The organism is Swingsia samuiensis (genome assembly GCF_006542355.1).
Lineage (GTDB): Bacteria > Pseudomonadota > Alphaproteobacteria > Acetobacterales > Acetobacteraceae > Gluconobacter > Gluconobacter samuiensis.
On sequence record NZ_CP038142.1, the window covers coordinates 15,871 to 30,193 of the forward strand.

Consider the following 14,323-nt stretch of genomic DNA (forward strand, 5'->3'; position numbering starts at 1 on the left):
ATCGTTGTTTTAAATTTCCAAAAATTGTTTCGATATCCGTTAATGTGACAGCCCCCGGAAATACAGCCACACTGTGTGCGCAATTAATTCACGTGGAAAGCGATGCGTTTATAACTTATTGGAGACGCAGTCATGCACCCCATCTAACACGATGAACTTAACGTGACAGCACCCATTGACCCTTATGGGTTACATCAATACCTTGTAACCTATGGGTGCCATCTCTACATTGACCCCTATGAGTTACATAGTTATCTTACAACCTATAAGTTTCATCACCTATGAAAGCTTGTAAGATCGGAGTTTAACCTATGCAGGGCATATTCAACGCAGCGGACATCGGAAGCCAGGTTAGAGAGAAACGACTGGCGCAGGGAATGAACCAGACCGTTCTGGCCCAAAAGCTAGGCTGCTCTAGGAAGTGGGTTTCTGACATCGAACAAGGCAACGAGACGGCCGAAATTGGTCGAGTGCTGCGTGCCTTGGCTATGCTCGGAATCAAGATTTTTGTTGGACAGTCTGAAGCCGTAGAAAGCAAAGAGATCTCTCCTCAGTATAACGAAATTCTGGCGCACCGCGACCAGTTTGGTGAGGTGCCGCAAGCTATGGAAAGGATAGCCAAGCTGGGACTAGTCGGGAACCCGATGAAGGAAAACCTGGAAAGGACCATCGGTCCAAAACTGCTTCCCGTCCAACTACCGGAGGCGTTCAAACACGAGGGCCAGCCATCAGCCGCCACAACAGAAGAGGTTTCCGCTACAAAGCCGCAACTACCTAAGCCAGGAGATGGTGAGGATGACTGAACTTGCTGTCCTAGTTTCCGGCAAGCTTTGCGCTTACGTCACGGACGCAGGAGGCACCCAACGGCTCAAGTATGTCGAATGCGACCAGGATGGCCTACCTCCGACCACCATTTCTCTCTCGATGCCGGTCAGGGAGGAGGGATATGGCGGAGGGGGGCTGTCACATTAACGGATATCGAAACAATTTTTGGAAATTTAAAACAACGATAATGCTATATCGACGTAATATTTATGCTGTCTTTATCCGTATCGTATAAACAAATTGCTATAATATTCGTATGAAAAATTAACGTGACATCACCTATTTCCGTTTTCCATTGAGCTTTCGCTTGATCGAAGAAATGCTGCTCGAACGTGGGATTGTGGTGTCGTATGAAACGATCCGTCGCTGGAGCCTGAAATTTGGTGTGGCTTACGCTCGTCGTTTACGGCGTAAAGCTGCCAAGCCTGGCGATGTATGGCACCTCGATGAAGTGAGGATCGTCATCGGTGGTAAGGCGCACTGGTTGTGGCGTGCTGTAGACCAAGACGGTTATATCCTTGATGAAATCTTACAGACACGACGCAATACTAAAGCTGCTCAGCGTTTATTGACCCGTCTTTTACGTAAGCAAGATGTACGTCCACGGCAGATGATTACGGATAAGCTAAAATCCTATGGGGCCGCGAAACGTAAACTTCGCCTGTCTGTTCGACACCTGTCTCATAAAGGGCTAAACAATCGAGCGGAAAACAGCCATTTACCGCTGCGAAAACGGGAACGGACCATGCAAAGATTCCGTTCTCCCGGCGGATGTCAGAGGTTTTTAACCGTCTTCTCTGCCGTTCGAAATCTCTTCGTGCCACCCACCACTAACACCAACGCTCTCACACGACACAATCATCTCATCCAAGCTTTCGCACAGTGGAACGTCGTGACATCTCTCGCTGCTTGAAAGAATTTTAAAGCGCTTATCACGACTATCATAAATTAACGTGACAGCACCACCCGCATGTGGCATGGAACGGCTCTTTAGATGATCGTAAAGCGCAAGCTGCGGAAAATCGACCGCCCATGCAGCTTGAGCTGTTACATGGGGGGCCTCGTGACCGACATTCCTATTGCTTTTCCGGATACAGAAATGGGATTCGACGCATCTTCGATTGATGCAGATAAATTTTCTGAAAAATTTATTGAAGAATTTAAGAATGAACTAACCACCAGGATGTCGGAAGATAAAAGAAAGCGTGTCCCAATAGTCACGGAGTACGTTATAAAATCTGCCGTATCTGCTGCGAATACGGCAGTCTTTGATCAAACATGGCAGTTTAATTATAATATAAATATAGAAGTTTCTGCGCATAAAGAGCGTAAACTATTAGAGGAGCATATTGAATCAGATAAAAATCTTGAAAATATCAAAATAACTTCTTGTTTAGGCGGCGACCTAGACGTCCAAATTAGAATCGGCAACAAAGTTTTGGTTAATCTTGAGTCAGAACTTGGTGGTGCTCGCCAGAGGGCTGAAGACCTAGCAAAGCTCACCTCTCACACCCATCCGCCGATTGTATCCATTATGGTATCCAGAGGAAAATCCAGAAAAGAAGTTGAAAGTATAAAGAAAAATATTTCAAATAAATCAAATGAAAATACTGGTGATCTTATTTCTATAACTATTTATTGGAAAAATAATTCTCGCATTAAAGAGGCAGAAATTATTATCGATAAAGTTAGGTAATTCACCTAACAATAAAGATAGCAGCCAAACCCCTGCCATAGTTACACCTTCAGCTCCCGCTGAGTGACAGGCTTCGGGACCGGGCTTGCTGGGCCTCCTGCTGGCGCTGCTTCTGCCGTTCCAGCTCAGCGGCCTTCCGGGCTTCCTCGGCCGCCCGGATGTCCTTCTGGCGTCTGATCTCAGCCTGACGCACCAGCTCCTTCCCCTGGTGCTCAAAACTCCGGTGGTCCACCCGCTGTTCGACCTGGTGCCGTGGTGCTGTCACGTTAATTTATGATAGTCGTGATAAGCGCTTTAAAATTCTTTCAAGCAGCGAGAGATGTCACGACGTTCCACTGTGCGAAAGCTTGGATGAGATGATTGTGTCGTGTGAGAGCGTTGGTGTTAGTGGTGGGTGGCACGAAGAGATTTCGAACGGCAGAGAAGACGGTTAAAAACCTCTGACATCCGCTTGGTGATCTGAATTTTTGCATCACTCGTTCACGTTTTCGGAGCGGTAAATGACTATTTTCAGCACGGTTATTCAGGCCTTTATGGGAAAGATGTCGAACAGATAAGCGGAGTTTCCGCTTTGCCGCTCCGTATGATTTCAGCTTATCCGTAATGATGCGCCGCGGACGCACGCCTTGCTTGCGCAAAAGGCGAGTCAGTAAACGCTGAGCGGCCTTGGTATTGCGTCGTGTCTGTAAGATTTCATCAAGGATATAGCCGTCCTGATCAACGGCACGCCACAGCCAATGAACTTGGCCACCAATAACGATCCTCACTTCGTCGAGATGCCATACATCGCCAGGCTTGGCAGCTTTGCGCTTTAAGCGACGAGCATAAGTCACACCAAATTTCAGGCTCCAGCGACGAATGGTCTCATACGACACCATCATCCCACGTTCGAGCAGCATTTCTTCAATCAAGCGAAAGCTCAAAGGGAACCGAAAATACAGCCACACTGCATGGGCTATCAGCTCACGCGGAAAACGATGCCGTTTGTAACTTACTGGAGGGATACTCATGTCCGTCACTTAACACGCTGAACTTAACGTGACAGCACCCGGTTTTGAGGGAGGCGCGACAGAGTTAACGGGACATCACTAGGTGATCCTGTGGATGGTTCGCTGGTATTGCCGCTACGGGATCTATATCTTTTGAAAAGCCCAAAAATCAGGTCTATTCCAGACTTTGCAGCAGAGCCTTAATTAGTATAGCGCATAGCTTCCACGAACAGCCTGAATGCCGTCAATTAAAACTTGGCCCATCTTGGCCCGAAAGCGAAAAAACGGCTTGTCAGGGCCAAGTCGGGCCGTTTAAGACAAAACTCTGACTGGCAAGATATGTGACCATGTGCATGGTCACAGCCTTATTTGCATTTCATACTCAACGATTTGTAACAGAGCCCGTACGCTTGCCAAAGTCACATAACTGACGACTATTCGTCCCGAACCCGCATAATGGTCTGTCGGCTTGTCAAAAATTTTCGAGCTATAGCTGAAATAGTAGATCCTTTTGCCAATTCAGCCCGCACATCCTTTTTCTGCTTTTCGGTAAGCACTGAAGGTCGTCCCAGAGTTTTCCCTTCAGCCTTTGCGCGTTTAAGGCCGGATTGTGTGCGTTCGATCAACAGATCCCGTTCGAACTGAGCAACAGCATTGAGCACCTGCATCGTCATCGTGCCAGATGAACTGGTGAGGTCTGCTCCCCCAAGGGCAAGACAGTAAACTCTGACGCCAATCTCTGTGAGTGCTTTAACGGTGGTACTAACGTCAATTGCATCGCGGCCCAAACGGTCGAGCTTGGTTACAATCAAAATATCTCCAGCCTCTAGTCTATCCATGAGACGTGAAAATCCCCGTCGACGTGCAATAGGGGTACTGCCAGAAATTGTTTCGGTGACAATCCGGTGTGGCTCAACATGAAAACCGGCGGCTTTAATGTCCTGAATCTGGTTTTCGGTTGTTTGTCCGACGGTCGAAACGCGGACATACGCAAAGGTACGAGGCATAGAAGAATTTCGTCCAAATAATATGTCCGAAATATAGAATATGTTCAAAATACTGTCGACATAATTTACGAACATCCCATTAAAACCTGTCCGCAAATGAGCGGTTTCGGATAGGTCTAGACAGCCGCGTCTTGATGGACCTTGGCTGTTATATCCACGCCTAAAGCGCGCATAACAGCGAGTGTTGTTTTCAATGTTGGGTTTCCACGCTCACTAAACGAACGATAGAGCTGTTCACGTGACAGACCCGTCTGTCGCGCAATCTCACTCATACCCTTGGCACGAGCCACGACCCCTAAAGCTTTCGCGATATAAGCCGCATCTGCCGTTTCAAAGGCATCCGCCATAAAGGCTGCGATTTCTTCATCATCGACAAGAGCAGAGGCTGGATCGTAATTTGTTAGTTTCTCAGTCATTTCGTTCACTCCATTTACGCGCCAAGTGCTTTGCGGTCATGATGTCTTTTGATTGTGAACCTTTATCGCCACCGCACAGCAAAATAATAACAACAGAACCACGTTGCTGAAAATAAACACGGTATCCCGGTCCGTAATGGATACGCAGTTCACTCACACCCTCACCAACAGATTTTACATCTCCAGGCAAACCTGCAGCGAGACGCATCAGTCGTGCTGCAATCATCGTTTTTGCTCGCTTATCCCGTAGACGAGATTCCCATTTGGTAAAAGTTGATGTCTGCTTCAGTTCAATCATAATTACGTTGTAGTATAAAAACTACGTTAAGGCGATCCTTATTTCTACACCCTATATCCATCATAATGAAAAATTACGCGCGAGCAGGCGCGAATACATTCGGACACCTCCCGCATTCCGAACCAAAAAGACTTAAAGGAAGCAAGTAAAAAGGGATTTGCTTAAGGGGCAAAGCAGCGCCTGGATCAGACGGTCATTTGGTTTTGAAAGTAGTGCTTAAAAATGATGCTATTTTTTGGTGCTGTCACGTTAACTTATGATGGTCGTGATAAGCACTTTAAAATTCTTTCAGGCAAGCGAGAGATGCCACGACAGTTCTACTGTGCGAAAGCTTGGATGAGATAATTGTGTCGTGTGAGAGCGTTGGTGTTAGCCGCGGGTCGCACGAAGAGATTACGAACGGTAGAAAAGACGGAGACGAACCTCTGACATCCGCCGGGAGAACGGAATCTTTGCATGGTCTATTCCCGTTTTCGAAGCGGTAAATGGCTGTTTTATGCGCGATTGTTCAGTCCTTTGTGAGAAAGATGCCGAACAGAAAGACAAAGTTTACGCTTTGCGACCCCATACGATTTCAGTTTATCCGTAATCATCCACCGTGAACGTACAGCCTTGCTTGCGCAAAAGGCGGGTCAGTAAACGCTTAGCCGCTTGAGTATTGCGTTGTGTCTGTAAGATTTCATCAAGGATATAACCATCTTGGTCTACAGCACGCTACAGTCCATGAGGCTTTCCTTTAATCACAATCCTTACTTCGTCGAGATGCCATACATCTCCAAGCTTGGCGACTTTGCGTTTTAAACGACAAGCATAAGCCATACCGGGTGCGCAATTAATTCACGTGGAAAGCGGTGTCTTTTGTAACTCACTGGGGCGTGTTCATCAGCTCCATCTAACATGCTGAACTTAACGTGACAGCAGCGATAGAAATTTATAATAATAATTATATTCCTGTGGAAACACCGTCTTTTAGGAACTAAAGTTTCATTTAACTAATTGAATAATAATGATAAAAGACACTTTTGAAGTTCTAAAACTAATTAAAACAATAAAACTTGATTAAAACCTAATCTTTGTGGATAAATGTGAACTATCATACTAATTCCATCATGATAAAAAAAGCCTCATTGGCTATGGTCTACTGTAAATCAGAACGATTATATCCTCGACAAAATTCTGTAAAAACGACGTAAAATCTAGTAAACATTTATTAAGTCACTTTTTACACAAGCAAGATCTACGTCCATGATACATTATTACGGATAAACTCAAATCTTATGAAACCATAAAACTTAAATAACCACGTAGAAAACAATTCTTTACGTTTGAACACGTAAAATTTCATCAAGACACGTAGTATAACGTGGTGAAAGCATCCCTGCCCTTGGTCTCCAGCCTTGTTGAATTTTGGTTGAGGCGGGTCTTAGTGTATCTCGTCCATAACGGGCATTGATAGCATCCATAGCCTCCATGAGAGCTAAGGATTTTTCAGGAGAGCGAGATGCAAAGAGGGACGGTTGCTGATGGATCGGTCTTAGATCGTTAAGAGAGATCCCTGCTTTGGCATATCGAAAGCCCGAACGCCACAAAGGCTGTGCTAGGCTGGTTGCTATTCGAATAAGATCTCGCGTATCGGAGGTCGGCTCTATCGATAAAGATGCCGAAGGAGCGTACCAAGGATCACCATTATGGGGATTAGTCCGCATCATGACGGACAGATGCGCTGCCTGCAAATCCTCACGACGTAGAGTTTCAGCAGCACGGTGAGCGAATAAAGCCAACGCTTCGCGTATATCCTCCCACTCGGTTAAGAGGACCCCAAAGCTACGAGAAGAAACAATTCCTTTTCGTGGCTGAAGCACATCCGAAAGACCAAGACAGGATTGTCCTTTCAGCTCTGCCTGAACACGGGCACCCACAACGGTGAGCAGTGAGCGCGTGTGGTGGGGATCCAAAGCTACAAAATCAGCAATTGTTGTAACGCCTTGGCGTTTTAGTTTCTCAGAAACTTTTCGTCCAATTCCCCAAACCTCATCAATGGATAAGCGCTTGTACCATTTCTTGCGCTGATCGGGATCTGTCAGATCACAAAGCCCATTATATTGAGGATCCTCTTTAGCTAAAGCATTCGCCAATTTAGCAATAGTTTTAGTGGGCCCCCATCCGATACACGTAGGAATTTTAACGTGATGACGTATGTCATCACGTAAGCCTTTACAAAAATCATTGAGGTCATAAGGAAGATTGCTAAGATCGAGAAACATTTCATCAATGGAATATGCTTCAACTGAAGGAACTCGGGCGCTGAGAACCTCATACATGCGTTGTGACATATCCGCATACAGAGCATAATTTGACGAATACCAGATGACATCTCTATTTTTTGGGTGTTTTCGAGCGAGATGCCAGGGCTCTCCCATTTTAATGCCCAGACTTTTGGCTTCTTGAGTACGGGCAATAGCACAGCCGTCATTATTGCTCAGAACCACGACGGGACGTTGTTTTAAGCGAGGTTCAAAAGCCCGCTGACAGGAACAATAAAACGCATTGCCATCAATAAGGCCAAAGACAGCCATTACACAGTGGCCCGTACTAAACCACACGCAACTGCCCAGATTGAAACATTATTCTCTTCTAAAGAGAGAAACTGACGTCCAGAAGCAGTTAAAAAAGAGATTCCTGGCTGACCTTTTTGAAGGGTATATTCACACGCCTTAAAGTCATCTTCTAAACTAGCAATGACAACACAGCCTAAAGTCGCTGGTTTAGCCGCATCCACGATGAGAATATCACCGGTATGAATGCCTCGCTCAACCAATCCATCTCCCTCAATGCGCACGGGATAACGACTGGGCTGTTGAAGACTGAGAACATCTTGGATTAAATCCAAAGACTGTTCTACATGCTGAGAGGCGGGAGACGCAAAGCCGCTTGTACGATCGCCACGATAGGTCATGATGTTCTTATTATAATAAGAACATAACGTGAACAACAGGAAAGATAGGCTGATATAGGCTCTGTTGCAAAGTTTGAGCTCTTGCTTGAAGGCTTTATTGGCTTTGAGATGAGGCGGTTGGTATGAGTGATTTCAAGGGAGGTCATTTTCATGGAGAGGTGATCCTCTGGGCCGTTCGTTGGACTTGTCGCTATGGGACCAGCTATCGCGACCTTGAAACGATGCTCTGTGAACGTGGTGTTCTCGTCGATCACTCAACGATCTACCGCTGAGTTCAGCGCTATGCGCCTGAGATGGAAAAGCGTCTTCGTTGGTATTGGAAACGTCCGTCCTTTTCCCGCAGCTGGCGGATTGATGAGACTTACATCAAGATCAAAGGGAAATAGGCCTATTTGTATCGGGCTGTCGATAAGGCTAGCCATACGATTGATTTCTATCTGTCGCCAACTCGAAATGCAAGGCGGTCAAGAGTTTCTTGGGCAAGGCCGTGAACGGACTAAAAGACTGGGAGAAGACCGAGACGATTAATACAGACAAATCCCCGACCTATGGCCTCGTGATCAAAGAGCTAAAATATGCAGGCAAACTGCCTAGCCTGTGCGCGCTTTGAAAAAAAACAGGCTAAATTCTTCCAGTTCCAAGATGGTATCATGGGAGAGGTGCGTCTAGTTGAAAGCCAGTTCGGGATCTACATATTCTAAAAAACTCGGAAATCAAGACCGTATAAACCATTCCAAACTTTGCAACAGGGCCTGCCGATGTTTCTCAGTACGAACTGGTTATGTTACCATTTTGTTTAAAGATTAGGCTTTTTTTAAAAAGCCTGATCGTAAGTCTCTTTTTCGTCGATGACAAAGTCTAAAATATTGATAATTCGGTCTCGATACTCAGACTTTAATTTGAGATATAAAAGATAAAATCCACCTATGAAACGTAAAAAAGCAATGCTAAAAAAATGTAAAAAATAATAACAGTTAAAAATGATAAATAAGATAATTAAATAAAAATTATTTTTTGTAAATAAGATATTTATGTATGTTAGTATTGCCACAAAAAATATAATCATAAATATAATAATTATTATTGTTATAATAATACTTAATTATATTAATTATTCCATTCACTTACTTTGATAGACAAAGCGATTTTCAGCGTTTTGAAACCGCGCACGGGCCTGACCAGTTGCTTAAGCTTGCCCTGATCCGGCTCTAATCCTGCGAAAGCGAACTGCTCAAAACGGTTGATGATGTCTTGTTCCATTTTTGGGGTGATGGTTTCCCCCGGAGCAAAAGACAGCACACCGGATGTGTATTTATGTTTGAAGGTCAGGCTATCGATGAGTTCGCGTGTTTCATCAGGCTGACCGCGTAATAGAACAGGTTTATTGATTTCCCGGCCTTTTCGGTGTGGGTCGAGGAGATATTGGACAGGGCCGCGTCCTGCTCCGGTGCCGTAACGGGAAAAGCCAATAATCATTCGGCGATCTCAGTGATGGAGCGTTGAATGGCTATGAGATGGCTGACGACCTGAACCGTATCGGCGGCGTCCTGATAGGTATTAACCCATCGGTCGATCATGTTCAGGTTGGCGTTAATTCGATTAAGCATTGCGAGGCGTTTCTTTTCGTCCTCGCGGTTTCAGATACGGACTTTGCCAAGATGATCGCGTACCAAGGCCGACATGCTTAATCCCGCAGCATTGGCTTGCTCTTGAAGAGCGGCCCATTCGTCATCAGAGAAGCGGACCCGGAGCATGTGGGTGCGGATTTCTTTACTCATATCCAGTGTTCTAGCGTGCCTTGTTCTGATATAAAATAAGGCTACCCGATATTGCTACGCAAATCGGCGCCTTGGTCAGGGGGCAACGCCCCCTAACAACCCTTCTTAAGAGTGTGTAATGAAAAAAATTATAATTGGATTAATTATCTTTTCTAATTTTGTTTCATTAAAAGCTTATGGAGCTTCGGGTTCTAATAGCCAAGATGTTCTGAAGAATAATGAAAAATCCATTGAATGGTTTGAGAAGTATGCGCCTACAAAGAATGCTGATGACCAGTTTTTATTAGGGTTGGCTTATTTTATAGGCCAAGGCGTTCCACAGAATGATGAAAAAGCCGTTGAATGGTTTGAGAAATCTGCGGCTCAAGGGAATGCAGATGCTCAGGTACGTTTAGGGTATTGCTATTTTAATGGCCGAGGCGTTCCGGAGAATTATGAGAAAGCCGTTGAGTGGTATCAGAAATCTGCAGATCAAGGGAATGCTGAAGCGCAGTTTCGTTTAGGTTTGGCTTATGCTTGGGGCCGAGGCGTTCCGGAGAATTATGAGAAAGCCGTTGAGTGGTATCAGAAATCTGCGGATCAAGGGAATTCTGATGCTCAGTGGAATTTAGGGGGGGCTTATGTTTTAGGCCAAGGTGTTCCACGGAATGATGAAAAAGCCGTTGAATGGTTTGAGAAATCTGCGGATCAAGGGAATGCTTATGCTCAGGTACGTTTAGGTCTGGCCTATTCTTTTGGTCAAGGTGTTCCACGGAATGATGAAAAAGCCGTTGAGTGGTATCAGAAATCTGCGGCTCAAGGGAATCCTGATGCTCAGTGGCGTTTAGGTCTAGCCTATTTTTTAGGCCAAGGTGTTCCACGGAATGATGAAAAAGCCGTTGAGTGGTATCAGAAATCTGCGGCTCAAGGGAATCCTGATGCTCAGTGGCGTTTAGGTTTGGCCTATTTTAATGGCCAAGGTGTTCCACGGAATGATGAAAAAGCCGTTGAATGGTTTGAGAAATCTGCGGTTCAAGGGAATGCTTATGCTCAGTGGCGTTTAGGTTTGGCCTATTTTTTAGGCCAAGGTGCTCCACGGAATGATGAAAAAGCCGTTGAATGGTTTGAGAAATCTGCGGTTCAAGGGAATGCTAATGCTCAGTGGCGTTTAGGGTATTGCTATTTTTTAGGCCGAGGCGTTCCGGAGAATTATGAGAAAGCCGTTGAATGGTTTGAGAAATCTGCAGCTCAGGGGAACGCTGATGCTAAAAAAATATTAAAAATTTTACATGTAAAGGTACAATATTCGCGATGAATTGTCAGTTCTTTCATTCTTCTGATGAAAAGACTTGACGATGATCTTATAAAGAAGAATTCTATCTTCATCGTCCATCGCATGGTGGGCGGGAGCGTTTGCCGCGCTACCCACCCTTGATAGCCATGCACAGTTCAAGATCACACGGCTATCGTGTGTTGGTATTATATGCTCTCTCTTTCGTCTTAAAGTCTTTTTTGAAGCTCTGGCTCGATTTCATCATATCAGCCATCATCAAGCCGCTGTTTACAAGGCTCTTTTGTCCTTTGCAGGGAAGCAAGGATGTGTTCCTTCTCATGCGAGCTTAGCTGCTGAAGCGGGTGTGTGTGAACGCACGGTTCGCAATGCGTTGCGTGAAGCGCGGTTAAGAGGCTGGTAACTCACGTGGAAAGCGATGCCATTTGTAACTTATTGGAGGCGTGTTCATCCACTCCATCTAACACGATGAACTCAACGTGACAGCACAGTAACTCACAAGAGCCTTACTCATCAGCGATGACCTGACACACTACGCTAAACCTAATATAATTTCTCAAAAAAACATCATGCCAAAATTCTTTTATCCAGAAGAACGATTTCAATTGTAGTATTGAATGAATTATGTAAAATTTTAATAATAAAACATTCAAATCATATCTGAGGTAGAAATATGGATGCAATCGTCAGCCAGATAGGTGACCTTGCCGAAGCTGGCGAACGCATGATCGAGCGCCTTAGACGTAAGGCGTTCCTTCCAGACAGCCGCAAAGGGCTGAATATTCGTGTTGGGATAGCCGAGGCAGCTCAGCTATTGTGTTGTTCTACCAATCGAATACGCATGGCAGAAGACGATGGAAGGCTTCCCTCTGCCCCGTCTTCGAAAAATGGTCGTCGCCTTGGATATACCATTGAAGAACTGCTACATATGAGAGCTGTTCTCAATGCCTCTCCACAACGTACCCCACTCGACGTGCCAGCCATTATAGCAGTACAGAACTTTAAAGGTGGTGTAGGGAAATCCACAGTAACGACACACTTGGCTCATTACTTCGCGATTCAGGGGTATAGAGTTCTAGTAGTTGATTGCGATAGCCAAGCCACGACGACAACCCTTTTTGGCTTTAATCCTCATTTTAACATTACACGTGAAGAAACATTATATCCGTATTTATCGATCGATCCGACTGAATCAGACCTCGCCTATGCCGTTAAGTCAACACCTTGGCCAAATGTCGATCTGATCCCTTCTAACCTTGAATTATTCGACGTCGAATATGAGCTCGCCGCGGCAGGAAGTGATGGTCAATCTGTGCTCACTGCGCGCTTTCGTAAACTTAAGGAAGGACTAAACGTGCTTGCCAATCAGTATGATGTTGTGCTCCTCGATCCTCCTCCGGCTCTTGGCACAATCTCTTTAGCTGTCATGCAAGCAGCTAACGCACTTCTCGTACCACTCGCGGCTACAACACCGGACTTCTGTTCCACAGTGCAGTTCCTATCAATGATGGATCAAGTACTTCAACAATTAGCAAGCGCTGGCATCGAACTCGACTATAACTTCGTTCGATTAATTTGTTCTAAGTTTGATAGCAACGACCCCTCCCACGCCATGATCCGCTCGATCATGGAGCAAACGTTCGGGGCTGCCCTCCTACCCGTTCCCATTCTTGATTCAGCCGAGGTCAGCCATGCTGCTTTACGAATGATGACGGTCTATGAACTCGAAAAACCTATAGGCACTCCTAAGACGCATAAACGATGCCGTGCCAATCTGGATGAAGCATTAGGTCAAATTGAGCAACTCGTTCGGCAGTCATGGGGACGCGTAACTCCTGCAAAAGAAGATGAAGTTCTACATGCCTCAATATAACAAAATTTTCCTTCTTTGGTCTTCATCCTCTTATTCCGGTTACTAACCATGGCACGCAAACCTAACCCTTATCTTGCTTCACTACTTCATGATGATGATGAACCAAGTGAGATACAATCCCGATCAGAACGCGTACGCCCTTCTGCCTTATTACGCCGTGAAACAGCATTGGCGCGTGTGCAGTCTGGTGAAGTAAAACAGGTCACCCAACTTCATCTTGATCCAAAACGCGTACGGATATGGCCAGGGAACGCACGTATTTACGCACAACTTACTGAGGAACGCTGTTCCGATCTAATTGATTCACTCATTGCTGAGAATGGACAAAAAGTCCCCGCTATTGTGCGGCGCGTTACAGACGATCCTACATATGATTACGAGGTGATCGCCGGCACACGACGCCATTGGTCAATTTCCTGGCTCAGACAACATTCCTACCCTGACATGCAGTTTGTAGCCCAAGTTATGACGTTAGATGACGAAGCTGCATTCCGTTTGGCAGATATTGAAAACCGGGCCAGACAAGATATTTCTGATATCGAACGTGCGCGAAACTATGCTCAAGCAGTTAAACAATATTATGAAGGTAAACAGAAACGCATGGCTGAGCGTCTACGTGTCTCTGAAGGATGGCTTTCAAAAATGCTTCAAGTGGCTCGAATACCAGACAATATCCTTCAGGCTTTTTCTTCTTTAGAGACGATTCAACTCAAACCTGCATATGCCTTAGCACGAGAATTGGATGATACACATGCTCTTAAACGTGTTACAGCTAAGGCCCGCGTGATTGCTCGTGAACAACAAGAACTATATGCCCGTGGCGAACTTCCTATCCCATCATCAGATGTTTTACGCCGTTTGATGGACGCCGCAACAAGCCCTAGTCAAAAAACTCTTGTAGCGCCAATTGTCATCCAATCACGCCTTGGTCGCCCAGCACTAAGTGTTCAATCAACCAACCGACAAGGTGTTACAATCCGACTTCATGCTGGATCAGGGGCTACTAATGAGGAACTCCTACAAGCTCTTAATAAGGCTCTTTCAGAGCTTGATGCCACAGGGCGTGGAATACATCGATGATCTTTCCCCGGGGAAATTTACCATCACAATTCTTGCCACTAATATTTCGTCAAAAATTTCCCCGGGGAAAGATTATATATAAAAGTTCCTTATAAAGCTCTTATAGATCCAACAACTCACCACAGAAGACTTTTT

At 45.4% G+C, this 14,323-nt stretch carries 16 protein-coding genes and 3 pseudogenes; 9 read left to right on the plus strand and 10 right to left on the minus strand.

What is annotated here, in order from left to right:
- Nucleotides 1-311 precede the first annotated feature (311 nt).
- The 4 genes and pseudogenes from E3D00_RS10405 to E3D00_RS10425 all read left to right on the plus strand — a co-directional run bounded on the left by E3D00_RS10405 (nucleotide 312) and on the right by E3D00_RS10425 (nucleotide 2,798).
- The gene (locus E3D00_RS10405) at nucleotides 312-803 is read left to right on the plus strand and encodes a helix-turn-helix domain-containing protein (RefSeq protein ID WP_141462487.1); all 492 of its coding nucleotides are present in this window, start codon (nucleotides 312-314) and stop codon (nucleotides 801-803) included.
- Between the two features lie 302 nt (nucleotides 804-1,105).
- Nucleotides 1,106-1,738, plus strand: a pseudogene (locus E3D00_RS10415) (IS6 family transposase); the annotation flags it as partial.
- A gap of 150 nt (nucleotides 1,739-1,888) precedes the next feature.
- Entirely contained in the window at nucleotides 1,889-2,521 is a 633-nt protein-coding gene (locus E3D00_RS10420; protein WP_141462488.1) for a hypothetical protein, read from the plus strand.
- 85 nt (nucleotides 2,522-2,606) lie between these two features.
- A complete protein-coding gene (locus E3D00_RS10425; RefSeq protein ID WP_141462489.1) occupies nucleotides 2,607-2,798 on the plus strand; it encodes a hypothetical protein in 192 nt (63 codons plus the stop codon).
- 28 nt (nucleotides 2,799-2,826) lie between these two features.
- On the opposite strand, the gene E3D00_RS10430 is transcribed toward E3D00_RS10425, so the two are convergent.
- From E3D00_RS10430 to E3D00_RS10460, 7 genes and pseudogenes are all read right to left on the minus strand, one after another.
- The gene (locus tag E3D00_RS10430) at nucleotides 2,827-3,531 is read right to left on the minus strand and encodes an IS6 family transposase (protein ID WP_141462490.1); all 705 of its coding nucleotides are present in this window, start codon (nucleotides 3,529-3,531) and stop codon (nucleotides 2,827-2,829) included.
- Between the two features lie 413 nt (nucleotides 3,532-3,944).
- The gene (locus tag E3D00_RS10435) at nucleotides 3,945-4,517 is read right to left on the minus strand and encodes a recombinase family protein (protein ID WP_141462491.1); all 573 of its coding nucleotides are present in this window, start codon (nucleotides 4,515-4,517) and stop codon (nucleotides 3,945-3,947) included.
- 116 nt (nucleotides 4,518-4,633) lie between these two features.
- The gene (locus E3D00_RS10440; RefSeq protein WP_141462493.1) at nucleotides 4,634-4,933 is read right to left on the minus strand and encodes an addiction module antidote protein; all 300 of its coding nucleotides are present in this window, start codon (nucleotides 4,931-4,933) and stop codon (nucleotides 4,634-4,636) included.
- A complete protein-coding gene (locus E3D00_RS10445; RefSeq protein WP_141462495.1) occupies nucleotides 4,926-5,231 on the minus strand; it encodes a type II toxin-antitoxin system RelE/ParE family toxin in 306 nt (101 codons plus the stop codon). Before E3D00_RS10445 ends, E3D00_RS10440 begins: the two co-directional genes overlap by 8 nt.
- Nucleotides 5,232-5,548: 317 nt before the next feature.
- A pseudogene (locus E3D00_RS10450) lies at nucleotides 5,549-6,053 on the minus strand (IS6 family transposase); the annotation flags it as partial.
- Nucleotides 6,054-6,550: 497 nt separating this feature from the next.
- Nucleotides 6,551-7,807 (minus strand): Y-family DNA polymerase, encoded by a 1,257-nt coding sequence (locus tag E3D00_RS10455; RefSeq protein ID WP_141462497.1) that lies wholly within the window; start codon nucleotides 7,805-7,807, stop codon nucleotides 6,551-6,553.
- Complete coding sequence (locus tag E3D00_RS10460) at nucleotides 7,807-8,187, minus strand: S24 family peptidase (protein WP_141462498.1); 381 nt, start codon at nucleotides 8,185-8,187, stop codon at nucleotides 7,807-7,809. Before E3D00_RS10460 ends, E3D00_RS10455 begins: the two co-directional genes overlap by 1 nt.
- 122 nt (nucleotides 8,188-8,309) lie before the next feature.
- Here E3D00_RS10460 and E3D00_RS10465 point away from each other — a divergent pair.
- Nucleotides 8,310-8,779, plus strand: a pseudogene (locus E3D00_RS10465) (IS6 family transposase); the annotation flags it as partial.
- Between the two features lie 515 nt (nucleotides 8,780-9,294).
- Here the strand turns inward: E3D00_RS10465 and E3D00_RS10470 are convergent.
- The 3 genes from E3D00_RS10470 to E3D00_RS10575 are packed head-to-tail and all read right to left on the minus strand — an operon-like array spanning nucleotide 9,295 to nucleotide 9,965.
- The gene (locus tag E3D00_RS10470; RefSeq protein ID WP_141462500.1) at nucleotides 9,295-9,663 is read right to left on the minus strand and encodes a hypothetical protein; all 369 of its coding nucleotides are present in this window, start codon (nucleotides 9,661-9,663) and stop codon (nucleotides 9,295-9,297) included.
- Entirely contained in the window at nucleotides 9,660-9,794 is a 135-nt protein-coding gene (locus E3D00_RS10695; protein ID WP_281279663.1) for a hypothetical protein, read from the minus strand. Before E3D00_RS10695 ends, E3D00_RS10470 begins: the two co-directional genes overlap by 4 nt.
- A gap of 30 nt (nucleotides 9,795-9,824) precedes the next feature.
- Nucleotides 9,825-9,965 (minus strand): plasmid mobilization protein, encoded by a 141-nt coding sequence (locus tag E3D00_RS10575; RefSeq protein WP_181442025.1) that lies wholly within the window; start codon nucleotides 9,963-9,965, stop codon nucleotides 9,825-9,827.
- Nucleotides 9,966-10,083: 118 nt separating this feature from the next.
- Between E3D00_RS10575 and E3D00_RS10475 the strand changes: the two genes are divergently transcribed.
- The 4 genes from E3D00_RS10475 (at nucleotide 10,084) to E3D00_RS10490 (ending at nucleotide 14,188) form a co-directional block, all read left to right on the plus strand.
- A complete protein-coding gene (locus E3D00_RS10475) occupies nucleotides 10,084-11,259 on the plus strand; it encodes a tetratricopeptide repeat protein (RefSeq protein ID WP_141462502.1) in 1,176 nt (391 codons plus the stop codon).
- A gap of 259 nt (nucleotides 11,260-11,518) precedes the next feature.
- On the plus strand, nucleotides 11,519-11,638 hold the full coding sequence (locus tag E3D00_RS10580) for a helix-turn-helix domain-containing protein (RefSeq protein ID WP_181442026.1): 120 nt from the start codon (nucleotides 11,519-11,521) through the stop codon (nucleotides 11,636-11,638).
- A gap of 270 nt (nucleotides 11,639-11,908) precedes the next feature.
- Nucleotides 11,909-13,108, plus strand: a complete 1,200-nt coding sequence (locus tag E3D00_RS10485) for an AAA family ATPase (protein WP_141462504.1) — start codon at nucleotides 11,909-11,911, stop codon at nucleotides 13,106-13,108.
- A gap of 48 nt (nucleotides 13,109-13,156) precedes the next feature.
- Nucleotides 13,157-14,188 carry a ParB/RepB/Spo0J family partition protein gene (locus E3D00_RS10490; RefSeq protein ID WP_141462505.1) on the plus strand — a complete coding sequence of 344 codons (1,032 nt, stop codon included), beginning with the start codon at nucleotides 13,157-13,159 and terminating at the stop codon, nucleotides 14,186-14,188.
- Nucleotides 14,189-14,323: the final 135 nt, after the last annotated feature.

Coding starts and splice junctions, on each gene's coding strand:
- E3D00_RS10405 (WP_141462487.1), top strand. CDS start 312: ATGCAGGGCATATTCAACGCAGCGGACATCGGAAGCCAGGTTAGAGAG.
- E3D00_RS10430 (WP_141462490.1), bottom strand. CDS start 3,531: ATGAGTATCCCTCCAGTAAGTTACAAACGGCATCGTTTTCCGCGTGAG.
- E3D00_RS10435 (WP_141462491.1), bottom strand. CDS start 4,517: ATGCCTCGTACCTTTGCGTATGTCCGCGTTTCGACCGTCGGACAAACA.
- E3D00_RS10440 (WP_141462493.1), bottom strand. CDS start 4,933: ATGACTGAGAAACTAACAAATTACGATCCAGCCTCTGCTCTTGTCGAT.
- E3D00_RS10445 (WP_141462495.1), bottom strand. CDS start 5,231: ATGATTGAACTGAAGCAGACATCAACTTTTACCAAATGGGAATCTCGT.
- E3D00_RS10455 (WP_141462497.1), bottom strand. CDS start 7,807: ATGGCTGTCTTTGGCCTTATTGATGGCAATGCGTTTTATTGTTCCTGT.
- E3D00_RS10460 (WP_141462498.1), bottom strand. CDS start 8,187: ATGACCTATCGTGGCGATCGTACAAGCGGCTTTGCGTCTCCCGCCTCT.
- E3D00_RS10470 (WP_141462500.1), bottom strand. CDS start 9,663: ATGATTATTGGCTTTTCCCGTTACGGCACCGGAGCAGGACGCGGCCCT.
- E3D00_RS10695 (WP_281279663.1), bottom strand. CDS start 9,794: ATGCTTAATCGAATTAACGCCAACCTGAACATGATCGACCGATGGGTT.
- E3D00_RS10575 (WP_181442025.1), bottom strand. CDS start 9,965: ATGAGTAAAGAAATCCGCACCCACATGCTCCGGGTCCGCTTCTCTGAT.
- E3D00_RS10475 (WP_141462502.1), top strand. CDS start 10,084: ATGAAAAAAATTATAATTGGATTAATTATCTTTTCTAATTTTGTTTCA.
- E3D00_RS10485 (WP_141462504.1), top strand. CDS start 11,909: ATGGATGCAATCGTCAGCCAGATAGGTGACCTTGCCGAAGCTGGCGAA.
- E3D00_RS10490 (WP_141462505.1), top strand. CDS start 13,157: ATGGCACGCAAACCTAACCCTTATCTTGCTTCACTACTTCATGATGAT.